The sequence below is a fragment of the Serratia sp. 3ACOL1 genome (assembly GCF_003668775.1).
Classification (GTDB): domain Bacteria; phylum Pseudomonadota; class Gammaproteobacteria; order Enterobacterales; family Enterobacteriaceae; genus Chania; species Chania fonticola.
In genome coordinates this window covers 2,484,428-2,507,504 of the sequence record NZ_CP033055.1, presented here as the reverse complement: position 1 = coordinate 2,507,504, position 23,077 = coordinate 2,484,428, and the positions used below count along the sequence as shown (strand labels likewise).

The following is a 23,077-nucleotide window of genomic DNA, read 5'->3' as shown; positions in this document are numbered from 1 at the left end:
TGGGTAGGTACTTGGCTGACTGCAGGGAGGTTTTTTGAGTTTATTACTGGATTTTACCGTTGCATTTCCCCTCCTCTGGCTGTGTGTCGTGGGGATATTTGGGGCCATAGTGGGTAGCTTTCTGAACGTAGTGATTTATCGATTACCGGTGATGCTGGAGAAGCAATGGCAGCGCGAGGCGCTCGTGCAACTGGCGCTACCCTTACCTGAATCCATACCGCGTTTTGATCTGCTATTACCGCATTCCTGTTGCCCGCATTGCCAGCATCCTATTGCGGCCAGGGACAATATACCCCTGCTGAGTTTTCTGTTGTTAAAGGGTAAGGCTCGTTGCTGTGGTGAGCGAATCCCAAGGCGCTACCCGCTGGTTGAGGTGGCAACGGCTATGATGTTTGTGCTGACGGCGCTTATATTCCCGCTAGGGTTCCCCTTGCTGGGCGCCTGGATCTTGCTCTCCTTTTTGCTGACGCTGGCAGTTATTGACCATCACAGACAACTGTTGCCAGATGTGCTGACGTTGCCACTGCTGTGGATCGGACTTTTATTCAATATTGAGGGGCATTTTGCCTCGTTGGAACAGGCGACGATTGGCGCAGTGGCAGGTTATGTCTGCCTATGGAGCGTGTTCTGGCTATTCAAGCTGGCAACCGGTAAAGAGGCTCTCGGCTATGGTGATTTTAAATTACTTGCGGCGTTAGGGGCCTGGTTAGGTTGGCAAGCGTTGCCACAGGTAATTTGGGTGGCAGCGGCCAGTGGTCTGCTGTTTACGCTGATACAGCGAGGGTTGGCGAAACAAGATTTTAATCAACCGTTAGCCTTTGGTCCATGGCTCGCCGTGTCGGGCGCGGTCAATATGTTTATACCTTGGAGCTTTTAAGCGCCTATATCTTGATTGGAGGCGCTAGTAAGCGCACCCAGTCTTGTTCCTGAAGTACGACTTTTGTTAGTCGGTTGACCAATGATCAAGAAATTATTCGCGTGTTACTTACTGATACTAAAGGGAATGGTTATGCATAAGGTTACGATGTTGGCGGTGTTGCTTACGGGGATGCTTAATGCTCAGGCGGCAACGGTTTATACCGGAGATAAAATTGAGGGTAATCCGGTTATCAGCAAGTTGGATGTAGACGATCTGGAGGCAGGAAAGGTTTATCGCTTCATGTTCCAGGGGACCAGCAATGGGATCGGTCAACATTGGTATGTTCCTGTTATGGTGGCCAAAGGCGCACAGCCTGGTCCTAAGCTGGGTCTGCAAGCGGCGGTCCATGGTGATGAACTAAATGGCACCCGGGTGATACAGCAGGTGTTTGAAAAGCTGGATCCCGCAGAGTTGAAAGGCAGTGTGATCGGTGCCGTGGGCGCGAATCCTTCCGGCATGTTGGCCAATAACCGAAACTGGCAGTTGGCCAATGACGGGGGGGATATGGTCGATTTCAACCGGGTCTGGCCGGGCAAGGAAAAAGGCAACGCTGCCGAACAGCAGGCTTGGCTGTTATGGAATAATTTGTGGGCGGGCAATGCCACCCTGTTCGTTGATATGCATACGCAGAGCCGGGGTACCGAATATCCCTTGTTCATCTATGCGGATTACCGTAACCCGCAGGTGAAGCAAATGGCTGAATTGTTCCCAGCGGACCAGATTAAAGCCGATCCTGGTGAGAAAGGCTCTGTCGAAACCACTTTCGTTGAAAACAAGATCCCTGCCATTACACTCGAAATTGGCAAGCCCAAGCTTTATCAACCTGAACTTATCGCACGTAGCTTGACAGGGGTGCGTAACCTGATGGTTCAACAAGGCATGACAGCCGGCACATTAGGGACAACGGCTAAAGAGCAAAAAACCTTTATCGGTAATGAAATGAGCTCGATCCGAGCTGAGGTTGGCGGATTTGCCGAAGTTCTGGTTAAAGTCGGCGATACGGTGGTCAAAGGGCAGAAGGTGGCGGTTCAGCGTAATGCATTTGGCGACACCATTCGGGAATATACTGCGACCCATGATGGCCGAGTGTTAGCTATCGGCAATGATCCGTTGCGCGAACCCCGGGCTTTGCTGGTTCGTATCCTGTTCAACAATCCTGAACCTCAGTGTGCCGATGGTTGCTAATTGACGTGAGATTTTTTCCCCCTTGAGGATCTCCTCAAAGGGGAAAATAGGCTAATTATTCCAATAGCCTGGGGGGGTATCAGGCCGAACGCAAATGCTTTCTGCTCCCTAACAGTGCCCAGCCGCTCAGCAGTGCCATCATCATCAGATAATAGCTTGGTGCCAGGCTGGTCCCGGTTGCGGTGATCAGCAGGGTACAGATCAGCGGCGCAAAGCCACCAAATACCGTCACCGCCACGTTGTAGCTGATCGCCATACCGCTGGCCCGTGTTGCCATCGGGAACAAATCGGCCATCACCGAAGGCACCGTCGAGAAGTAGATGGACTTCAGCAAGGCCAGCCAACTAACCATCAACATCAGCATCATTGGCGAAGTGTGATTCACCACCAGCAGGAATGCCGGGTAAATAGTCAGCAGCAGCAGGATCAGCGAACCCCACATTAACGGCAGGCGGCCGACTTTTTCCGCCCATAATCCCATGATTGGGGTGACCACCGTTAAAATCACACCGGCTAACAGGGTTGCACTAAAGGCGTCGGAGCCAGACAGATTCAGGTTTTTGGTGGCATAGGTGGGTACATAATTCAGCATGTAGTTGATGGCGGTGGAAATCACCATCAGTCCGATGGCCAGTAACAGCAGATTTTTTTGATTACCGATCAGCATCTTTAACGGTGCTTCGGGTTTCTGCTGCTGTACGAAGCTGTCTGGCTCATGTACATGGCGGCGGATATACAGCCCCACCGGGCCGATCAGCAGCCCAAAAGCAAAGGGAATACGCCAGCCCCAGTCCTGGATTTGGCTTTCTGTCAGCCAGTGGGTCATGCCTAACCCGAAGGCGGAGGCCATCAGCGTGCTGGCGCCTTGCGTGGCAAACTGCCAGCTGGCGATAAACGCCTTGCGCTCCGGGAAGTGTTCGACCAGAAAGGCGGTTGAACTGCCAAACTCCCCACCGGCGGAAAAACCCTGAATCAATCGGGCAATCAGGATCATCAGCGGAGCCGCCAGCCCAATGGTGGCGTAAGACGGCATAAAGGTGATGATCGCACCGCCAAGCAGCATCAGGCTGATGGACATCAAAAGTGCCTTCTTGCGGCCAACCCGATCGGCGTAGGCTCCGAGCACCACTGCACCCAGTGGGCGGATCAAGAATGAGACACCAAAGCTGCCGAAAGTCAGCAACAATGAAACGGCCGGATCCTCCGTAGGGAAAAAGGCATGGGCGATATAGCTGGCGAAAAAGCCATAAACCGCGATATCGAACCATTCCAACGCGTTGCCAATGCAGGTGGCAAACAGCGTTTTATACAAATTGGGCTTCGCTACGCTATCCTGTTGGGCTATCGCGCTCATGAGGACTCTCCTGCCCGGCGTTGTGCCAGGATCGTGCTGCCATTTTCGCCCAACTCCCAGAACAGACGAGTCATGATCTGCAATCCTTCACGAGCAATGGATTTCAACATATGCTCATTGACCCCGTGTTGACCACAGGCCGGATAGGAGTGGGGGATCCACAGCGTGGGCAGTCCCAACGTATCGGCAAATACGTCATTAGGCAGTGAGCCGCCCAGATTGGGCAGCAATGCGGGTTTTTTGCCGCTGGTTTGTTGCAGGATCTCAAGTGCCCAAGGAACGAGAGGGTCTTGTGGATTGAGCCGGGTGGCCGGTGAACCATGCAGCCATTCCACTTCTACATTATTGCCAAAACCGTGTAATTGCAGATGTTGCTGGACATGGTTGACCAGATTTTGCCAGTCGGTACCGACCACGAAGCGCAGTTGGCATACCGCTGAAGCGCTGCCAGGGATGGCGTTCATTGGCCGGGCTGGGTTGCCCGTTTGATAGGCCAGTACTTCAAGCGTGTTCCAACCATAAAGGCGCTCGCTTGGGGTCAGCCCAGCTTCACCCCAGTTCTCATCGATCGCTGGATCGCCAGCTTGGCCGCCAACGCTGAGATCGCGCAAAATGGTGCGCAGATTGTCATCCAGAGGGGCGGGTTTCAGCGCTGCAACCTGTAACTGGCCGTGTTGATTAACCAGAGAGGCGATGGCATTAGCCAGTTGGGTTCCGGGATTGCTGAGTAATCCCCCCAGTTGCCAGAGTGATAGGCGTTATCCCTGGCGTGGATGCTGAGGCGGAAATTGATACAGCCGCGTGAGCCTAGGAACAATGTTGGCTGTGTGGCGTTCAGCCGTGGGCCATCAGATGCGATAAACAGATCGGCTTGCAGCAGTTCGCGTTGCTGCTGGCAAATGGCCGCTAGCCCAGGGGAACCGATCTCTTCGCCCATTTCGAAAATCAGCTTGCAGTTGAACCCTAGTTTACCCCCGCGTGCGTGGAAAACCTGCTCTAGCGCCGCTAGGTTAATACTGTGCTGCCCTTTGTTATCCGCGCTGCCACGGCCGTACCAACGATCGCCTTCTTCATTCAATTCCCAAGGTGAAAGGCCTGTGCGCCAGTTCTCGTCGTCGCCGAAAACCACATCGCCGTGGCCATAGCTCAGCAGGGTAGGTAATGTAGGGTCTTCAATGCGTACGGCGATCAGAAACGGGCGGTTGGCCGCTTCCGGGTTATCGAACAGTTGTAACTCGAAACCCAGCGTCCGTAACGTTGGCATGATTTCCTGTTCTAGGTAGAGCAAAATGCCGGCATCGTCGTCATGCCGCTGGCTTTCGGTGGCCAGCGCGATGCGCCGCGCCAATATGCGGCGAAATTCGCCACTGTCAAAATACGCTGTCGCCAAAGCGACGGCCTGTTCACCCGTCATGATTATTTTCCCTGTTGTGTTTGCGTTGTGTTTTTTTACTTGTTGTGTTTGTTATCTAAGCTAAAATCGGGGTTTGCCACAATTATCCATTTAACAAACAAGCTTTGCTTTAAAGGCAACGGTCGTTTGCTCGTTGGCAAGCTTTGCACCAAGGAGAGGCACGGCATGTTGAGTAGCGAGGTTCGCTTTTTTCTGGTGGTTGCCAACTGTGGTTCGCTCAGTGCGGCCAGTGAACAGCTGTTTGTGGCGGTATCGGCAATCAGCAGGCAGATCCAGCGCCTGGAAGCGCAGGTTGGGACGCCATTGTTCGAACGCCACGCGCGGGGGATGGTGCTGACCGAGGCCGGGCAGATTTTTGAAAACCATATTCGTAAAAGCCTGCTGAATATTGAGCAGGCGGTGGCAGAAATCAAAGGGTTGAAAGCCGAACGGCGTACTGTGCTACGCGTGGCCTGTAGTAACGGAGTGGCCTTTATGCTGATGCCACAACTGATGGCGCGTTTTCGTGCAGAATACCCGGCTGTCAGCTTCGTGCTGACGGTGGCAGACACTAAAACGTTGGCGCGGTTGGTACGCAATGGCGAGTGTGACATGGTGCTGCAGTTTAGTTTGCACCCAGAGCGGGGCGTTGAGGTAGCGGCTTCGTGGCCTGCCCCGGTCTTGTTGTTGATGAGAAAGGAGCACCCATTAGCCGACAGGCAGGTGGTTCTGGCAGATCTCTGCCAGTATCCGGTGTGCCTGCCTGAGCCGGGTTCCACGGTACGTCAGCTGTTTGATATTGCTTGCCAGATGAATGGCACCTTCATTGAACCAGTGCTAACCTGTGATAACTTCTCCACTCTGTACTATTTTTTACAGGGCTCCCCGCTGGCGGTGACCATCTGTAGCCAGTTTACCGCGATGCTGTTGTTGCAGCCGCAAGGATTGATCCTGAAATCTTTTGCAATCGAGCAGCAAAGCCCGCGGACCTTGCAGCTGCAATTACCACTGGGGAGGCAGCGGAGTACGGCTTTGGCGTTGTTTGTGGACTATATTAATCAGACATTAAGTCGCGAAGAACGGGCCATTGGTGAGAAATTCGGCATATAAGCCGTTTTTTCATCGACAAGATAAATAATCTGTTGATTACGCTTGATTGTTCCAGTCTGGCTGTATTATATTGCGCTCCACGGAAACAGTACCCCTTCCGACAGATTTCGCCGGCTTAGCTCAGTAGGTAGAGCAACTGACTTGTAATCAGTAGGTCACCAGTTCGATTCCGGTAGCCGGCACCATATAAGAAACCCCAGCAGAAATGCTGGGGTTTTTTGTCTTTGGCGTCCATGTGCGGCGCAGTCAATGACCGCGCCCTTCGGCCCTTTAAATATCGGTGGCCAGCCATTGGTCAGACTCTTCGAACATCTCTTCCAACATACGGTTTAACTTCTCGCGGTCACTTTTGCTGGCGTCTGAGTTAAGGCCGTTGGCCTGCATGGGTTTTACCTTCACTTCTGCATCCGGGAAGATGCGATGTACCCGTTTTGTCAGCTCGGCCTTGATGATTTCATCGGCACCGGGGATCCCTGCGACATTACGCTTATCAAACACCAATTCAACGAACATAGCCCAACCCTAAATTTACTGTTTATGTATACAGTTATTCTGACCGAAGGGACGGGGTGAGTGCAAGAGGGGGAGGGGAAAATTTTATCGTGGTCTATTTTGGGGGATGTGTGCTCTATTGTCATTACACACAAATTGTCAAGGTATGAATCGTTGGTTTTTATGATGCATATTGATCTTTGTGCATCCGTTTGAATGCATCCATCATAATTGAGTGCAAAGATGCTCGGTTGTGCAATACTTTTTTACATGTCATAAGGCTATTATTTAAGCTGTTATAGTTAAACTTTTTCCAAAGGGAATTAATTGCGTGAAAAAAACATTACTCTTTTTAGGTATGCTATCGGTTGGCGCCATCGGTGTGGTGACTTCGGCAGTTGCCCAAGATGCTGATAACAAAAATGCACTAAAGCCAGCGATTAATTTGGCAGAGTTGTTTGCTGAGAAGTCTACTATATGGTCGACTTATCCAGAAAATAATGCCTATGTTTTTGATCGCTCAGAGGAAAGCTATACTGTCGTCGCTAAACGAGCGGATGGTGTTGTGGCATTGGTCAATAAACAGGAGAGCTATACGACCCCTGGGAAAATGGTATTAATGGGGACCTACTTTAACTGCAATAAAATGACTGATGCGACTTTTTATGTTGAAGATGTCAGTGTAGACGACGTTGCCAAGCAGCTTGCTAACCCGGCTATTGATGATCCAGAGAGAGTGCGGGGTTTTGATGCGAGTATGCCAGTCCACGATCTCTATCTGGTTGCCTGCCCGCAGAGCTGAAATTCGTTGGCTTATTAATCGGTGGTGGTCTCTGATTATTGATAGGCTTGTGAACAGTCACAATGGCACCGCTATCCAAGGAAGGCCAGCCGATCAACATCCCTACCGGGGGGAGAGCCCCCGGTTTGCAATTTCTGAGTAATAGACTACGTTTACTAAGGCAGTCTAATTATCATTTAAATCAAAGGAATTGTTATGATTAAGAAAGCGTTAGTAATGTCTGTCTTTGCTCTGGGTATGATTTCCTTCGCTTCCGTTGCTGCTGATGCTACAGCTATGGCACATGAAGACGCAGCGGTTAAGCATGAAACTGCCGCGAAGCACCACAAGAAGGCAGCAAAGCATCATAAAGAAGGAAAACACGAAGAGGCTAAGAAAGAGTCAGCAATGGCTACTGAAAGCTCTAAAGCAGCTCATGAAAAAACCATGGCGGCTGATGCAGAAAGCGCCAAGAAGTAAAGTTTAATGGTGCTGCCCCTATTTCAGTTTTGTAATGCGTGCTGAGATATTATTGCCGATATAGGGGTAGCGCTCCGCACTCGATGGTTACCCGTTAGTTAAGCTAACAGTCATGTTCAGTGCGGCCCTATTTAGAAGAATTAATGCCACACCCACCAAGTGATTATGTTGAAAGCAGCTGCCGATATCAGAAGAACTACTGTGATTAAAATATCGGTGTCGATGTCTGACTTCAAGAAAAAATCCTTCCGTGGTGGCATCAAGTTATGAAATATAGTCACTATCCGCGAATTTGCAATTTTCACGTCTGAAATCATTCATCAGCACTTTCCCACGTTTCCTGCAGTATTTCCTCGATCGCTTTTCTATCTGCCGGTGTCATCAGACTTTATGTTGTTATGGGACATAAATGAGGCTAAAACGGAAAGATGAAGTTAAAACATAGGATAAGCAGACTTGGTAAAAGAGGCTCAGTACTGTATAGACGTATTGAACTGAATCACTCATTTCGCCGGCAATTTTACCATAGCCAAATTCAAGGCATAAAAAAACCAACCATAAGTGGTTGGTTTTTCTATAAATATTTGGTCGGCATGAGAGGATTCGAACCTCCGACCCCCGACACCCCATGACGGTGCGCTACCAGGCTGCGCTACATGCCGACGCAGAACCCTATACTACCGTTTTCAGATGTAAATTCAAGCAGCTACCTCACCGATTGCTCTAGATTTAAGCAGTTTAGTTGGCGATAAAGCGTTTTACATCGGTCAGCACCTGTAACAGCAGGGCTAGCTGGGGTTTCTCGTCTTTGATCTCGTTATCGTCTTGATCGTAGGCACGGTAGGTGCCATTGCCATCCAATGTCAGCGTCTGTGTTGGCGTGGTGATCACCAACTGGCTGCCGTCACCGGTGGCGAGCCAATTGTTTTTACGCTGTGCGGCAAACAGATCTTCGCCCTGCGAGTAGTCATTAGCCGGTGTTTTCACATGCAGCAGACGTTGCATCAGCGTACGCATTACATCGTTATGATTGGTCAGCTTATTGATGGTTTGTGCTGGCGTGCCTGGCCAGTGAATGACCAACGGAACCTGCAACTGGCTGCGGTTAAAGCTGCTGCCCGCTCCCCAATTGCCTTTGCCGGTATCGTTGAACTCTATGCCGTGCTCGGCGGTGATCACCACCACGGTTTTATCCAGCAGGCCTTTTTCTTTCAGCGTTGCCAGCACCTGATCAATCTGGGCATCGACGTCTTTCGCGCCTGTACGATAGAGCTGGGTAAAGGCTTCCGGCGAGAGCTTGTTGTCGCCTTCTGGGAATTTTGCACCGCTGAAATTGATATAGGAGAACCAAGGGCTATTCCCGCTCTGAGTGGCCAACCAGCTCTGCCACTGATGCGTGGTGGCAGCATCGCTCTGCACGAACGGTTCCGGCGGGAGCGAGAAATCGGTCAATAGTGCCTGGCGGTAAAGCGTGGCGTTGAAACCGTCTGAAGAGAACAGGCCAAACTGATAGCCTTGATCGCTCAGTGCACTAATCAACGCAGCCGGTTTGCGCCCGGCCAGAATGCCATCCAGATAGGTAGGCGAAATACCGTAGAACAGGCCAAACAGGCCGGTGTCCGCATGGTTACCGGAGCTGTAATGGTCGCTGAAGCGGATATTTTCCTGGGCAAAGCGGCTCAGGCCGGGCATGTCTTGCGCCAGATCCTGGGTACGCACGCCGTTAACCACGATCATCAGCAGGTTGTAGCCGCTGCCTTTATCACTGTAGTTCAGGCTATTGAGCGGGTATTCAACGGCCGCCGCTTCTGGATTGCCCTGTTGCATCAGGCGCCGCTCATATTCTTGCTGATCGAGCAGGCCGTGTTTTTCCAGGAACTTACGCGCGGTCATGGGGTAAGAGAGCGGCAAGTTGGCGCGCTGCATGGTGATCGGCCGATAGAAATTGGCATCCGCCCAGATATAAATCAGGTGCGAAGCAAAGAACGAACAGATGAACAGCACCGCCAGCGGCTTACCGAAGTTGCGCCGGTTCAGGCTGCGCAGTTTCTGCCAGCTCCAGGTGGCAAACAGCATTTCAATCAGGAATATCACCGGTACGGCGATAAACACCAGTTGCCAGTCGCGCGCCAGCTCACTTTGGTCCGGGTTGATGACCAACTCCCACACCACCGGATTAAGGTGCAGGTGGAAGTGGGTAAACACTTCGCTGTCGACCAGCAGCAACGTCAGCCCGGTGGTGGCCAACGTCGCGGAAATAAATCGCAGCAGGCGCTGCGACATCACCACAAAGGTGAGCGGGAAGATGATCAGCAGGTAGGCGGCAAAGACAATAAAGCTGAACTGCCCAATCAGGCTGACCAACGCATAGACTCGCCCCAGCAGTGAGGACGGCCAGTCGGTAACAAACAGGTAGCGGCTGCCCAACCCGATACTGAGCAGAATATTAAATAAGGCGAACCAGTGCCCCCAGCTAATCATCTGGGAGACTTTTTCACGATAACGCTGACGGTTTGTCACCATAAGTAATTATTAATGCGCTTTATCTTCACGGATAGAAGCCTGCAGGGCTTCAGCAAACGATCTGGCCAGTGTCTTCCGCTGTGCGGGAGCAATACTGGTGTTGATCAAATTGGTTACCATGTTGCCCAGTACCATCAAAGAGAGATCGGTGGGAGTATGGTGTTTTTCCAGAACGTTGACCAGCTCAGAGAGCAGTTGTTCAACGTGTTCGTCACTATAACGAGATGATTGTGGCATAAATATTGTGCTCAAAGCTCGACAAAGTCCCATATCTTACCGTATGGGGCCGTGATTTTCCGCTCTTTTATAGCGTGAAGATCGTTAAGGCATTGCCATGCCCGTTGTCTTTCGGCTTCGTCAGTGCTTGAATACGCGCTCAAAGAACAGGAGGATTGATCATGAGTCTGGATATCGAGCAGATTGCACTGCACCAGTTGGTAAAACGCGATGAGCAGACGCTGGAAGTGGTGTTGCGCGATTCCCTTCTTACCACCAATGCGGCGGTGGAAGAGATGATGGCAGAGCTGCATCGCGTTTACAGCGCCAAGAGTAAGGCTTACGGCCTGTTCAACGAGCAGAGCGAACTGGCGGACGCGTTGCGTAACTGCCGTAAGGGTGATGACGACTTCCTCGCATTTAGCCGTGCTGCCACCGGCCGTCTGCGCGACGAGCTGGCCAAATATCCGTTTGCCGACGGTGGCGTGGTGCTGTTCGCCCATTACCGCTATCTGGCGGTGGAATACTTGCTGATCACGGTGCTGAACAGTTGCAACAGTACGCGTGTCAATGAAGAGTTGGATATCCGCACCACCCACTATCTGGATATCAACCACGCGGACATTGTGGCGCGTATCGATCTGACCGAATGGGAAACCAACCCGCAATCGACTCGCTATCTGACATTCCTCAAAGGGCGGGTAGGGCGCAAGGTCTCCGATTTCTTTATGGATTTCCTGGCGGCGTCGGAAGGGCTGGATACCAAAGCGCAAAACCGTGGCTTGTTACAGGCGGTGGATGATTACTGTGCCGATGCTCAACTAGGCAAACACGAACGCCAGACGGTACGTCAGCAGGTTTACAGCTACTGTAATGAGCAGTTGCAGGCCGGTGAAGAGATCGAGCTGCAGGAACTGTCGAAAGAGATAGCCCCGGTGGGCGAGAAGGATTTCCTGCAGTTTTCCAGCGAGCAGGGCTACGAGCTGGAAGATAGCTTCCCGGCGGATCGCGGCACGTTACGCCAATTGACCAAATTTGCCGGCAGCGGCGGCGGTATCAGCCTGAACTTTGATGCGATGCTGCTGGGGGAGCGGATTTTCTGGGATGCGGCCACCGATACCCTGACGATCAGAGGTACGCCACCGAATCTGCGCGATCAGTTGCAACGTCGCACGGGCGGCAAATAAGTTAAGCGGGTACAGCATGTTCGACCGTAGGGCGCAGTTCATATGCTGCGCCCGTTTAACCGCCCCTGCATTGTCATGTAGCGGCCAATAAAAAACGCCGCAATTGCGGCGTTTTTCACTTCGGCGTCCCGAAAATCGATAACGTAGCGATTAAACGCGAACGAAGTCGATGTGAGCCAGTTTTGGCTTGAACGGGTGACGCTGTACAGCCTGAACCTTAACTTTGGTTTCTTTACCGTCGACAACCAAAACTACTGCTTCGCTGTAGAATTCTGGTTTAACTTCCATGTTCTTTACAGAATCATGGTCTAGTTCGATAGCAATCGCAGCTTCTTCGCCACCATAGATGATAGCTGGGAATTTGTTTGCTGCACGCAGGCGGCGGCTCGCACCCTTACCCTGGTCTTTACGTACTTGTACGTTGATAGTGAACATTGTTTTTTCTCTTAAAAGAAAATTTACCCTGCTACAGGCGACCCAGTAACAGGCTCGATAACCTGCTTTCACACTGGGCGAACCCAGGTAAAGCGGGCGGCATTTTAACGGAAAGCCGCTCTCTGGGCAATGAAAACCTGCCGCACGGGCTTAATACAGCTCATTGGCACGGCGAAAGCGACCCTGATAATCAAAAACTTTTTCACGTATCTGCCAGAACTGGCCGCGTTTGCGCGCGACGACGAAGTCTGGATGGCGCAACAGCCCCTGCTGAGCCAGAATGTCCGCCGCGTTTTGCCAACTGAAGGGGACGCCTGGTGCCCGTTGGTGCGGGCGCAGGAACAGCATCTCGAAGGCCTTGCGTTGTGCGGGCGTTTGCAGGCGGAACCGTTCGCTGGTGCTGGTGCCATCTTCGTCATAATAGGTGGCTTTCAGCCATTCCCCTTTGTCGTCCTTGCCGCTTTGCAGTTCCATTCCGCCGCAGCGCAGGACTAGCGCATCCTTCAGCTTCAATGCGGCCTTCAGCATATCGTCCGGATCGACCAATACTTCCTGACACTGATGACAGCGGCGTGCCGCAATATCGTTCTCTGCGCCGCAGTGCGGGCAGCATTTGAAACGGAAGCGGTAGTCACACTGCTCGCGATGCCCTTCATCATCTTCCAGCCAGCCCTGACAGCGGCGGCCATAGTGCTCGATGATGTCGCCGTTCTCGGTGCATTTGCCCCAAAACAGATTGGCAAAACCGCAGCCAGGGCAAAAGACCTGCACCGGTTGGCTGTCTGAGTGGGGTTTGCTAACGCCTACTTCCGGCGTGAACAAATCGTGGGGATTGCCTGCGTAGTCCAGGATCAGGCAGTCGGTCTTGCCTGGGGCCAGCCGTAAACCGCGCCCGACGATCTGCTGATACAGGCTGACGGACTCGGTGGGCCGCAAAATAGCGATCAGATCGACATGCGGTGCGTCGAAACCCGTCGTCAGCACCGCCACGTTAACCAGGTAGCGCAACTGCTGTTGCTTAAAGGCTTCGATTAGCGCGTCACGCTCGCCTGGCGGCGTTTCGGCACTGACCAGAGCCGCTTCCCCACCTGGTAACAGGCCATACACTTCACGGGCATGCTCGACCGTGGAGGCAAAAATCATTACGCCTTTGCGGGTTTCGGCGTATTCGACGATCTGGCTGATGATGTGTGGCGTAATGCGGTTTTGCTGTTTCAGCTCGCGGTTAAGATCCACTTCGCTGAACAAGCCGTTGCTTCTGGCCTCCAGGCGGCTGAAATCGTACTGCACGATCGGCATATCCAGCCGTTCTGGCGGCACCAGGAAGCCGTGTTTAATCATATAGCGCAACGGCAGTTCATAAATGCAGTCGCGAAACAGACTGTTGCCGTCGCCACGGGTGATACCGTGGTAGTGATATTGATAGATCCAGCCTTTGCCCAACCGGTAAGGGGTGGCCGTCAGCCCAAGCAGGCGCAACTGCGGGTTGGTTTTTTGCAGGTGTTGAATAATCTGTTGGTATTGGCTGTCGTCATCGTCGCTGATGCGGTGGCATTCGTCGACGATCAGCAGGGAAAATGCGCCGTCGAACAGCGATAGATTACGTGCTACCGATTGCACGCTGCCAAACACCACCTTACCGCTGCTCTCTTTTTGCTGAAGCCCGGCGGCGAAGATGTCGGCCTCTAGGCCGTAAGCGCGGTATTTGCTATGGTTTTGCGCCACCAGCTCTTTAACGTGGGCCAGCACTAACACCCGGCCACGGGCGCGTTTTGCCAACTCGGCGATCACCAGGCTTTTGCCCGCGCCGGTTGGCAGCACGATCAGGGCCGGTTCCGGATGTTGGCGGAAATGCTTGATGGTGGCGTCGACCGCTTCCAACTGATAGGGGCGTAGGGTAAAAGCCATGCGTTAGTACCGCTCGCTGAAGTGGGCTGTAACATTCCACTGAAATTGTGACATTTTGCTCCTCAGACGGCGGAAAAATTTCTATTATTATGCCCTCTGCGGCTACGCAGTGCGAGAAGCATGGAAATTACCCCTGTTATGGCATCGTTTCCGTCGCTATACTAAGCGGCTTCCCTACGCGAACATCCTCTTCGAACCTGTTTTTTGCACCTGGTGCGACAACGGGGCGTCATATTTAGCAACCAGATCAATGCGATCATAACAACGACAGGCAAAGCAGATTCAATGCGACTGGACAAGTTTTTATCTCAGCAGTTGGGTATCAGCCGCGCGCTGGTAGCGCGTGAACTCCGTGCAAAACGTGTCACCGTAGACGGTGAAGTGGTCAAGAGCGGGGCGCTCAAGCTGGCTCCGGAACAGGAAGTGCGGTTTGATGGCAACGTGTTGTCACAGCTGAACGGGCCACGTTATTTCATGCTCAATAAGCCACAGGGCTATGTGTGCTCTACCGACGATCCGGATCATCCAACCGTGCTCTATTTCCTGGATGAACCCGTCGCGTACAAGCTGCATGCGGCAGGGCGGCTGGATATTGATACCACCGGCCTGGTACTGATGACCGATGACGGCCAGTGGTCGCACCGTATCACCTCACCGCGCCACGAGTGTGAGAAAACCTATCTGGTGACGTTGGAACATCCGTTGGCCGCTGATACCGCTCAGCAGTTCGAGCAAGGCGTGCAGCTGCATAACGAAAAAAATCTGACCAAGCCAGCGAAGTTGGAAAAAATCGAAGATACCCTGGTGCGCCTCACCATCAGCGAAGGGCGTTACCATCAGGTGAAGCGCATGTTTGCAGCAGTGGGTAATCGGGTCATCGAATTACACCGTGAGTGCATTGGTGCCATTGTGTTGGATCACGATTTGGCACCGGGGGAATATCGCCCGCTGACCGAAGAAGAGATTGCCAGCGTAGGCGCACCGCACCTGCTGGATTAATTTTTGCGACCGACCAAGGAGTCGTTGAACGTGCAACAGAACCGGACCTCTCACCTCGGTTTGATCTTTATTCTGGGCCTGCTGTCCATGCTGATGCCGCTGGCGATCGACATGTACTTGCCCAGCATGCCGATAATCGCCCAGGAGTTTGGCGTGGAGTCTGGCCGGGTGCAGATGACGCTCAGCGCCTATATGCTGGGCTTTGCCGTTGGCCAATTGTTCTATGGGCCGATGTCCGACAGCATTGGTCGCAAACCGGTGATCCTGTGGGGCACGCTGATTTTTGCTATCGCCGGTGGGGCCTGTGCGATGGCCCAATCGGTAGAGCAACTGATCAACCTGCGCTTCCTGCACGGGCTGGCCGCAGCGGCGGCAAGCGTGGTGATCAACGCCCTGATGCGTGACATGTTCACCAAGGACGAGTTCTCACGCATGATGTCGTTCGTGATCCTGGTGATGACCATTGCGCCATTGCTGGCTCCGATGATCGGTGGCGTGCTGCTGCTATGGTTCAGCTGGCATGCCATCTTCTGGACCATGGGGGCTGCGGCGCTGTTGGGGTCGGTACTGGTGGCGTTCTTTATCAAGGAGACGTTGCCCAAGGAGCGGCGGCAAAAATTCCATTTGCTCACCACGCTCAGGAATTTCGGCTCGTTGTTCCGCCACAAACGCGTGTTGAGCTATATGCTGGCCAGTGCTTTCTCGTTTGCCGGGATGTTTTCTTTCCTCAGCGCCGGGCCATTTGTCTATATCGAGCTGAATAACGTTTCACCGCAGCATTTTGGTTATTACTTTGCGCTGAACATCGTGTTTCTGTTCCTGACGACCCTGATCAATAGCCGCAACGTGCGCCGCCTGGGGGCGGTTAAAATGTTCCGCCTAGGCCTGTTTGTGCAATTGACGATGGGGGTGTGGTTGCTGGCCGTCACCGCCAGCGGACTGGGTTTCTGGGCTTTGGTGCTCGGGGTGGCGGTTTATCTCGGCTGTATCGCCATGATCTCGTCTAACGCGATGGCGGTGATCCTGGACGATTTCCCCCATATGGCGGGAACAGCCTCTTCGCTGGCTGGGACGTTGCGCTTCAGCATAGGCGCGCTGGTCGGGGCAATACTGTCCTTGGCCCCAGGTAAGAGCGCATGGCCGATGGTTTCATCTATGGCCCTGTGCAGCATCGTGGCGGTGCTGTTCTATTTTTATGCCAGCCGTCCGCGCAATAATCCTGCCTGATTAGCCCCTCACCCTAACCCTCTCCCACAGGGAGCTGTCTCTTATACACATCTCAAGTTGCGGTCAAATGGCCGTAATTTGAGAAACATAGCAGGCTGATTTTAAAGAGAATTTTTCCGAGTGCCCTATTGATTTGCTTGAAATAATTCCCATAAAAAACAGTAAGATGCCGAGTTGTGTATAAGAGACAGCACAGGGAGAGGGGACCGATCGAGTTGTTTTATCGTTACTGAGCTCACATTGGCTCTTCCAACGAATGTGCCATATGTTAAGTCCTGTACCTGACCTCCGCCCTTGATGCGCACCACAGATTGGCTCTCGCACCTGATTACAGCTCCGGGCCAGTACCCTATCCTCGGGGAGAGGATTGGGGTGAGGGAGATCAAATGCAATTAGACCCCAATCTACCTGCTTGCAAGTTTAAGTTTGTTGCTAAATATATGCAGGCTAACTAAACGGCAATCAAACGAACTGTAGTTTTTTTGTTAAATATGGCAGAGTTACTTTCCCAGGTGGCCAGAGGTGCAACCCGCTGGCTAACAGGGCGTTTCCTTGGCGGCTAATCAGGCTAATATTGTTTTAAATCAAAATATTATTGATTTAACCTGCCTCAGGTGTTTGAGCGAGATGTTTGCACAATGTAAAATTATACCGATTGTAAAGTAACCGCATTGCAAGAAAAAAATGTTGAGATCGCGGCGGGAAAGGGTTACATATAACGCAAAAATGCGAGCTGAGTCGCAAAACGCCGTGAGAGAACCTTCTACGGTGGAGAAAAACTGAGTGATATCAGCAAGCGCAGGATGTGGTTAATTGTTTGTTGCAAATTTTACTTAAAAATAACATTTGTGGGCAGCAAAGTCGGATTATCCCGGCTATAACTAAGACATCCTGTGATGTAAAAAGTGTTTCATCTTTTCATACTAGGGATTTCATGTGGATAGTTTCCAGCTTTCGGTAGTGCATCGCTTGCCGCAAAGTTATCGTTGGCTATCAGGTTTTACCGGCAGCAAGGTTGAACCGATTCCGCTTAGCGGCATAGACGAAGATAACGATCTGATCGGCCTCAAGCTGCTCAGCCATGACGGGCGTGAAGCCTGGCGGGTCATGCAGCAGCTCAACCTGTCTCTGCAAGAGATCCAGGTCAACTGCTCCATCGTTGAATGGGAAGGCGAGCCTTGCCTGTTCGTTCATCAATGTGATGAAAGTGCCGCCATGTGCCGCTTGAAAAACGTCGGCGCGGCGATTGCCGAGCAGCTCAGCGCGCAGTACCCCTTCTGAATGATGCCGCTAATCAACCAACTGCAATAACTGCTGCGTATAGGCAGCAGCAGGTGCGTTGAAAATCGTCTGGCAGTCACCCTGCTCCACGACTTCTCCCTGACGCAGTACGATCACCTGATGGCACAACGATCGTACCACCTGCAAATCATGGCTGATAAACAGATAGGCCAGCCGGTGACGAAGCTGAAGCGACTTCAGTAGCGTCAGGATCTGCGCCTGCACTGATTTATCCAACGAGGACGTCGGTTCATCCAGGATCAACAGCTGTGGTTGCAGGATCAGCGCGCGGGCAATGGCGATACGCTGGCGCTGCCCACCGGAAAACTCCGTGGGATAACGATAGCGCAGGGCCGGATCCAATCCGACTTCCTCCAACGCCTCAATCACCCGCTGTTCGCGTTGCTCGGCGGTCAGTTGCTGGTGGATCTCCAGACCTTCGGCGATGATTTGCAGCACGTTCAGGCGTGGATTCAGCGCGGAATAGGGGTCCTGGAACACGATCTGCATCCGGCTGCGGTAAGGCAGCATCTGCTGGTTATTGAACTGATGCAGCGGTTGGCCATCAAACCAGATCGCACCTTTGGAGCTCAACAGGCGCAGTAGTGCCAGGCCAGTCGTGCTCTTGCCTGAACCCGATTCACCCACCAGCCCCACGCTTTCCCCAGGCTGTATTTCGAAGCTCAGATCTTTCAGCGCGTAGTTCTGATCGACAATGCGCCGTAACAGGCCACGTTTGATCGGGAAGCTGACCTGCAGGTGTTCCACTTTCAGCAGCGGCATGGGCTTATCGCTGGCCGGTAGCGGCAGAGGCTTGCCCACGTCTTCCGCAGCCAATAGCTGACGGGTATAGGCGTGCTGTGGGGCGCTAAACAGGCCGTCACGACTATTTTGCTCTACGCACAACCCTTGGCGCATTACCGCCACGTTATCCGCCAACCGGCGCACGATGTTCAGGTTGTGGGTGATGAACAGCAATCCCATCCCCAGCTCCTGCTTTAACTCTTTCAGCAGCATCAGGATCTGCGCTTGAATGGTCACGTCTAGCGCGGTGGTCGGCTCATCGGCAATCAACAGTTTGGGCTTGGTCAACACCGCCATGGCGATCATTACTCGCTGACGTTCTCCGCCGGAGAGTTGATGGGGATAGTCCTTCAGGCGCCCTTTGGCGTTACGTATTCCCACCCGATCCAGGCACTGAATAATTTCGGCGCGGGCGCTGTCACGGCGCATACCCATGTGGAGCATCAGCACTTCGGCCAGTTGCTTTTCGATGGTGTGCAGCGGGTTGAGCGACACCATCGGCTCCTGGAATATCATTGAGATCTGGTTGCCACGTACTTTGCGCAGTTCGGCTTCTGATGCATGTAACAGTGAGTTGCCGTTAAACAGAATATCCCCACCGGGATACACCACCGGCGGGGAAGGCAACAGCCGCAGCACGGAGAGGGCGGTGACGCTTTTGCCTGAGCCTGATTCACCCACCAACGCCAGCGTTTCCCCTTGTTCCACCTGTAACGAGACGCCGTTGACCACCTGATTCAAGCTGCCTCCCTGGCGGAAGGCGATGCTGAGATCCTGAATAGCGAGCAGAGGAGTGGTCATATTAATGCGCCTTGCTTGGGTCGAAGGCGTCGCGCACCGCTTCGCCGATAAAGATTAACAGTGAGAGCAGCACCGCCAGTACCAGGAAGGCGGTAATGCCCAACCACGGAGCTTGCAGGTTGTTTTTGCCCTGTAAAAGGAGCTCACCCAACGAAGGCGAACCGAGCGGCAAGCCGAAGCCGAGGAAATCGAGAGAGGTGAGGGTGGTGATCGAACCGCAAAGAATAAACGGCAGGAAGGTCAGCGTGGCCACCATGGCGTTAGGCAGCATATGGCGATACATAATCACGCGATCCGGCACGCCCATCGCTCTGGCGGCACGAATGTAGTCGTAATTGCGGGTACGCAGGAATTCGGCACGTACTACGCCCACCAGGCTCATCCAACCAAACAGGATGGTGATGCCTAACAACCACCAGAAATTGGGTTGGATGATGCTGGACAACAGGATGATCAGGAACAGCGTCGGCATCCCCGACCAGACCTCGATCAGCCGTTGCCCCCAAAGATCGAATCGGCCGCCGTAATAGCCCTGCGTCGCTCCCGCACAGATACCAATCACGCTGGAACACAGCGTTAGTGCCAACCCAAACAGCATTGAGATACGGAAACCGTACAGCACCCGGGCCAGCACATCGCTGCCATTACTGTCGGTGCCGAGTAGGTTCTGGCGTGACGGTGGGGACGGGAAGGGCACTTCAGTGGCAAAGTTGATGGTGTTGTAGCTAAAGCGGATCGGGGCCCAGATGGCCCAGCCGTGTTGCTCAATCTGCTTGATAACAAAGGGATCCTGAAAATCGGTAGTGGTATTCAGCTCCCCGCCGAAGGTCTTTTCGCTATAGTTGACCATAAAGGGTACATACAGCCGGCCTTCATAGCGCACCAGCAACGGCCGGTCGTTGGCGATCAGGTTGGCGGCCAGGCTGAGCGCAAAGGCAGCCAGAAAAATCCACAGCGACCAGTAACCACGGCGGTTGCTGCGAAAACGTGCCCAGCGGGCCTGATTGATGGGGCTTAAGCGGCTCATTGACGGCCCTCGAAATCAATGCGCGGATCGACCAGGGTATAGGTGATATCGCTGACGATATTCAACAGCAGGCCGATCAGGGTAAATATGTAGAGCGTTCCGAACATCACCGGATAGTCGCGTTGCAGGGTAGCATCGTAGCCCAGCAGACCAAGGCCGTTGAGCGAGAACATCACTTCGATCAACAACGAACCGGTGAAAAACATGCTGATAAAGGTGGCCGGGAAACCGGCGATCACCAGCAGCATGGCGTTACGGAACACGTGGCGGTAAAGGATCTTCTTCTCGTCCAGCCCTTTGGCGCGGGCGGTGACCACGTACTGTTTGCGGATCTCGTCAAGAAACGAGTTTTTGGTCAGCATGGTCAGGGCGGCAAAGCCACCGATCACCGTTGCCAGCACAGGCAGGGTAATGTGCCACAGATAATCGGTGATTTTACCGTACCACGGCAGCGTGTCGAAGTTGCTGGAAACCAGCCCGCGCAGCGGGAACCAGTCCAGATAGCTGCCACCGGCGAATAGCACGATCATCAGGATGGCGAACAGGAATGCCGGAATGGCGTAGCCGATGATAATCAGTGTGCTGCTCCAGGTGTCAAAGGCGCTGCCGTTGTGGATGGCTTTGCGGATCCCCAGCGGGATCGACACCAGATAGATGATCAGCGTACTCCACAGCCCCAGGGATGCGGAGACTGGCAGGCTCTGGCCGATCAGTTGCATCACCGAGGCACCGCGGAACAGGCTATCGCCGAAATCGAGGCGCATGTAGTTCCACAGCATGGTGAAATAGCGTTCGTGCAGCGGCTTGTCGAAGCCGTAACGTTTGGTGATCTCGGCGATCACCTCGGGATCCAGGCCGCGTGAGCCACGGTATTGGCCTTCGGTCACGTTGCCCGCGCCAGCCTTCATATGCCCAAGGCCTTCACCCGCGCCACCGCCGCCAAAACCGCTGGTTTGCCCCATCTCAATGGAGGCAATGGCCTGATCGACCGGCCCACCGGGGGCGATTTGCACAATGAAAAAGTTAATGGTGATGATCGCCCACAGCGTGGGGATCACCAGCAGTAATCTGCGTATCAGATAAGCGGCCACCTGAGGCTCCTTATTGCCGTTGCGCCGGCAAGCGTGCCGCCTTGTTGACGTCGAACCACCAGTTGTCGAACCCGATCGAATAGGCCGGGCGTACCGCTGGCGAAGAGAATTTGTCCCAATAGGCGTAACGGTCGTGATTGGAGTACCACATCGGCAGCATATACATGTTCCAGGTCAACACCCGATCCAGTGCGCGGCCAAGGGACAGCAACGCTTTTTCATCCCCTTGATGCTTCATGATCTGCTCTATCAGGGCATCGACGGCTGGATCGCTGACGCCAGGGCTGTTGTAGCTGGAATTCAGATATTCTGTGGCCCAGTAGATCTGCAGGTTGGAGTTGGGGAACGGCATAGCGGGGTAGACCCTCGGCATCATATCAAAATCACGCTCGCGCATACGGCGGGTGAATTGGCTGATGTCGATCTCACGGATCTGCATATCGATACCCAACCGCTTCAGGTTGTGCTGGAAAGGCAGTACATATTGGAAATTGCTGCCACTCGGCAACATCAGTTCAAAGGTAAAGGGTTTACCGGTTTGACTGTTAACCAACTGCTGGTTTTTCACTTCCCAACCGGCCTGTTTAAGCAACTCGGTGGCTTTCAGCAGGTTAGCCCGGTCATTGCCGCTGCCGTCGGATGTTGGAGGCTGATAGATCGAGGTAAACACTTCTGCTGGCACTTTGCCTTTCAGCGGGGCCAGCCAGGCCAGTTCCGCAGCGTCTGGGTAGCCGGTGGCCGCGTATTCGGTATTCTGGAAATAGCTGTTGGCGCGCTGATAGGCATCGTAATACAGCGCCTTGTTCATCCAGTCGAAGTCGAAGGCCAGGGTAATGGCTTCCCGAACCCGGCGATCGGCGAAAATCGGGCGCTGGATATTGAACGCTAACCAGCGGGCATTCTGTGCCGCCTGATTGGTTTCATCCTGTTTGATGATGAAGTTGCGAGCGAAGTTGCCGCCCTGATACTGGGTGGCCCAGCTTTTTGGCGAGCCTTCGACGCGGAAATCGTAAGCCCCGGCTTTAAAGGCTTCCAGCGCCACCTTATCGTCCAGGTAATAGTCGTAACGCAGCGTATCGAAGTTATAGCGCCCACGATTCACCGGCAGATTGGCGGCCCAATAGTCACGTACACGCTCATAGGTAATATATTGGCCCAATCGGTAGCTGCTGATTTTATAAGGGCCACTGCTTAGTGGGGGAACAGTCAGTGGCTCATTCAGTTTATGGTCTTTCCAGAAGCTTTCTGGCATCACCGGCAGGCTTAAAAGGCCGAGTAGCTGATCTCTATCCGGTTTGGGAAGTTCTATGCGAACAGTCAGACGGGAGATGGCCTTGACCGTGACGCCTTTATAAGACGAACGGAATTGCGGCACCCCTTCGGTCATAAATTTGTTGAAGGTGAAAGCCACGTCGGCGGCGGTGATCGGGCTGCCATCATGGAAGCGCGCGCGTGGGTTGATATCCAGCTCCATCCAACGCATATCTGCCGGGTAACGAGCCGATTCCGCAATCAGCGGATAATAGCTGGAAGGTTCATCGTCCGAGCTGGTGAACAGCGTATCGTAGAGTTCCCCGGTTCTTTCACCGGGTACACCGCGCAAGGCGAAACGGTTGAAGTTATCATAGGTGCCGATGGCTGCCAGCCGAACGTCGCCGCCCTTGGGGGCCGCTGGGTTCACGTAGTCAAAATGGCTAAAGTCGGTGGAATATTTCGGTTCACCGAGCGTGGCGAAAGCGTAGCTTTCATTAAGGGTTTCGGCCTGCATGCTAAAACTGAGTGCCGAAAGCACCAAGGCAGCAAAAATGCGTACGGACATCTCTACGGTAAGCTCCTGCTATCTATACCCGTCGCCTTTCAAGCC

Annotated in this window: 20 protein-coding genes, 2 tRNA genes and 1 pseudogene; 10 read left to right on the top strand and 13 right to left on the bottom strand. The window is 53.3% G+C overall.

Annotation, left to right across the window (positions count from 1 at the left end):
• The first annotated feature begins 34 nt into the window (after window positions 1-34).
• Complete coding sequence (locus D9980_RS11265; RefSeq protein ID WP_024486647.1) at window positions 35-877, top strand: A24 family peptidase; 843 nt, start codon at window positions 35-37, stop codon at window positions 875-877.
• 132 nt (window positions 878-1,009) lie between these two features.
• Window positions 1,010-2,104, top strand: a complete 1,095-nt coding sequence (locus tag D9980_RS11260; RefSeq protein ID WP_238393704.1) for a succinylglutamate desuccinylase/aspartoacylase family protein — start codon at window positions 1,010-1,012, stop codon at window positions 2,102-2,104.
• Between the two features lie 79 nt (window positions 2,105-2,183).
• Here the strand turns inward: D9980_RS11260 and D9980_RS11255 are convergent, their stop codons facing one another.
• On the bottom strand, window positions 2,184-3,458 hold the full coding sequence (locus D9980_RS11255) for an MFS transporter (protein ID WP_121607334.1): 1,275 nt from the start codon (window positions 3,456-3,458) through the stop codon (window positions 2,184-2,186).
• Window positions 3,455-4,872: pseudogene (locus tag D9980_RS11250) on the bottom strand (M20 family metallopeptidase). Before D9980_RS11250 ends, D9980_RS11255 begins: the two are co-directional and overlap by 4 nt.
• 165 nt (window positions 4,873-5,037) lie before the next feature.
• On the opposite strand from D9980_RS11250, the gene D9980_RS11245 reads away from it, so the two are divergent.
• Both D9980_RS11245 and D9980_RS11240 read left to right on the top strand, forming a co-directional pair.
• Window positions 5,038-5,961 (top strand): LysR family transcriptional regulator, encoded by a 924-nt coding sequence (locus tag D9980_RS11245; RefSeq protein ID WP_121607333.1) that lies wholly within the window; start codon window positions 5,038-5,040, stop codon window positions 5,959-5,961.
• Between the two features lie 109 nt (window positions 5,962-6,070).
• Window positions 6,071-6,146: transfer RNA gene (locus D9980_RS11240), tRNA-Thr, on the top strand.
• A gap of 85 nt (window positions 6,147-6,231) precedes the next feature.
• On the opposite strand, the gene D9980_RS11235 is transcribed toward D9980_RS11240, so the two are convergent.
• Window positions 6,232-6,474: a DinI family protein gene (locus tag D9980_RS11235; RefSeq protein WP_021178442.1), complete on the bottom strand. Its 243-nt coding sequence runs from the start codon at window positions 6,472-6,474 to the stop codon at window positions 6,232-6,234.
• A 310-nt stretch (window positions 6,475-6,784) separates the two neighbouring features.
• Here D9980_RS11235 and D9980_RS11230 point away from each other — a divergent pair, with 310 nt between their 5' ends.
• Together D9980_RS11230 and D9980_RS11225 are read left to right on the top strand one after the other, a co-directional pair.
• Entirely contained in the window at window positions 6,785-7,255 is a 471-nt protein-coding gene (locus D9980_RS11230) for a hypothetical protein (protein WP_121607332.1), read from the top strand.
• Between the two features lie 195 nt (window positions 7,256-7,450).
• Window positions 7,451-7,714 (top strand): hypothetical protein, encoded by a 264-nt coding sequence (locus tag D9980_RS11225; RefSeq protein WP_024530087.1) that lies wholly within the window; start codon window positions 7,451-7,453, stop codon window positions 7,712-7,714.
• A 313-nt stretch (window positions 7,715-8,027) separates the two neighbouring features.
• Here D9980_RS11225 and D9980_RS11220 read toward each other — a convergent pair whose 3' ends face one another.
• From D9980_RS11220 to D9980_RS11205, 4 genes are all read right to left on the bottom strand, one after another.
• Window positions 8,028-8,096, bottom strand: a complete 69-nt coding sequence (locus D9980_RS11220) for a DinI-like family protein (RefSeq protein WP_121609006.1) — start codon at window positions 8,094-8,096, stop codon at window positions 8,028-8,030.
• Between the two features lie 203 nt (window positions 8,097-8,299).
• Window positions 8,300-8,376, bottom strand: a tRNA-Pro gene (locus D9980_RS11215).
• A gap of 76 nt (window positions 8,377-8,452) precedes the next feature.
• Entirely contained in the window at window positions 8,453-10,237 is a 1,785-nt protein-coding gene (gene yejM / locus D9980_RS11210) for an LPS biosynthesis-modulating metalloenzyme YejM (RefSeq protein ID WP_121607331.1), read from the bottom strand.
• Between the two features lie 9 nt (window positions 10,238-10,246).
• Window positions 10,247-10,474, bottom strand: a complete 228-nt coding sequence (locus tag D9980_RS11205; RefSeq protein WP_021805879.1) for a YejL family protein — start codon at window positions 10,472-10,474, stop codon at window positions 10,247-10,249.
• 161 nt (window positions 10,475-10,635) lie between these two features.
• Here D9980_RS11205 and yejK point away from each other — a divergent pair, with 161 nt between their 5' ends.
• Entirely contained in the window at window positions 10,636-11,640 is a 1,005-nt protein-coding gene (gene yejK / locus D9980_RS11200) for a nucleoid-associated protein YejK (RefSeq protein ID WP_024486230.1), read from the top strand.
• 150 nt (window positions 11,641-11,790) lie between these two features.
• On the opposite strand, the gene rplY is transcribed toward yejK, so the two are convergent.
• Window positions 11,791-12,075, bottom strand: coding sequence for a 50S ribosomal protein L25 (gene rplY, locus D9980_RS11195; RefSeq protein WP_024486231.1), 285 nt, complete (start codon window positions 12,073-12,075; stop codon window positions 11,791-11,793).
• Window positions 12,076-12,225: 150 nt separating this feature from the next.
• Complete coding sequence (locus tag D9980_RS11190) at window positions 12,226-13,983, bottom strand: DEAD/DEAH box helicase (protein ID WP_121607330.1); 1,758 nt, start codon at window positions 13,981-13,983, stop codon at window positions 12,226-12,228.
• A gap of 285 nt (window positions 13,984-14,268) precedes the next feature.
• Between D9980_RS11190 and rsuA the strand changes: the two genes are divergently transcribed.
• The 3 genes from rsuA to D9980_RS11175 all read left to right on the top strand — a co-directional run bounded on the left by rsuA (window position 14,269) and on the right by D9980_RS11175 (window position 17,490).
• On the top strand, window positions 14,269-14,982 hold the full coding sequence (rsuA, locus tag D9980_RS11185) for a 16S rRNA pseudouridine(516) synthase RsuA (protein ID WP_121607329.1): 714 nt from the start codon (window positions 14,269-14,271) through the stop codon (window positions 14,980-14,982).
• A 30-nt stretch (window positions 14,983-15,012) separates the two neighbouring features.
• A complete protein-coding gene (locus D9980_RS11180) occupies window positions 15,013-16,209 on the top strand; it encodes a Bcr/CflA family multidrug efflux MFS transporter (RefSeq protein WP_121607328.1) in 1,197 nt (398 codons plus the stop codon).
• 936 nt (window positions 16,210-17,145) lie between these two features.
• Window positions 17,146-17,490: a YejG family protein gene (locus D9980_RS11175; RefSeq protein ID WP_021805874.1), complete on the top strand. Its 345-nt coding sequence runs from the start codon at window positions 17,146-17,148 to the stop codon at window positions 17,488-17,490.
• Window positions 17,491-17,499: 9 nt separating this feature from the next.
• Here D9980_RS11175 and yejF read toward each other — a convergent pair whose 3' ends face one another.
• Genes yejF through D9980_RS11155 form a run of 4 tightly spaced genes read right to left on the bottom strand, consistent with a single transcriptional unit; the run spans window position 17,500 to window position 23,032 of the window.
• Window positions 17,500-19,095 carry a microcin C ABC transporter ATP-binding protein YejF gene (gene yejF / locus D9980_RS11170; protein WP_121607327.1) on the bottom strand — a complete coding sequence of 532 codons (1,596 nt, stop codon included), beginning with the start codon at window positions 19,093-19,095 and terminating at the stop codon, window positions 17,500-17,502.
• A 1-nt stretch (window position 19,096) separates the two neighbouring features.
• Complete coding sequence (locus D9980_RS11165) at window positions 19,097-20,122, bottom strand: ABC transporter permease (RefSeq protein WP_121607326.1); 1,026 nt, start codon at window positions 20,120-20,122, stop codon at window positions 19,097-19,099.
• Complete coding sequence (locus tag D9980_RS11160) at window positions 20,119-21,213, bottom strand: microcin C ABC transporter permease YejB (RefSeq protein ID WP_046808369.1); 1,095 nt, start codon at window positions 21,211-21,213, stop codon at window positions 20,119-20,121. Before D9980_RS11160 ends, D9980_RS11165 begins: the two co-directional genes overlap by 4 nt.
• A gap of 10 nt (window positions 21,214-21,223) precedes the next feature.
• Window positions 21,224-23,032: an extracellular solute-binding protein gene (locus tag D9980_RS11155; RefSeq protein ID WP_024484954.1), complete on the bottom strand. Its 1,809-nt coding sequence runs from the start codon at window positions 23,030-23,032 to the stop codon at window positions 21,224-21,226.
• Window positions 23,033-23,077 lie beyond the last annotated feature (45 nt).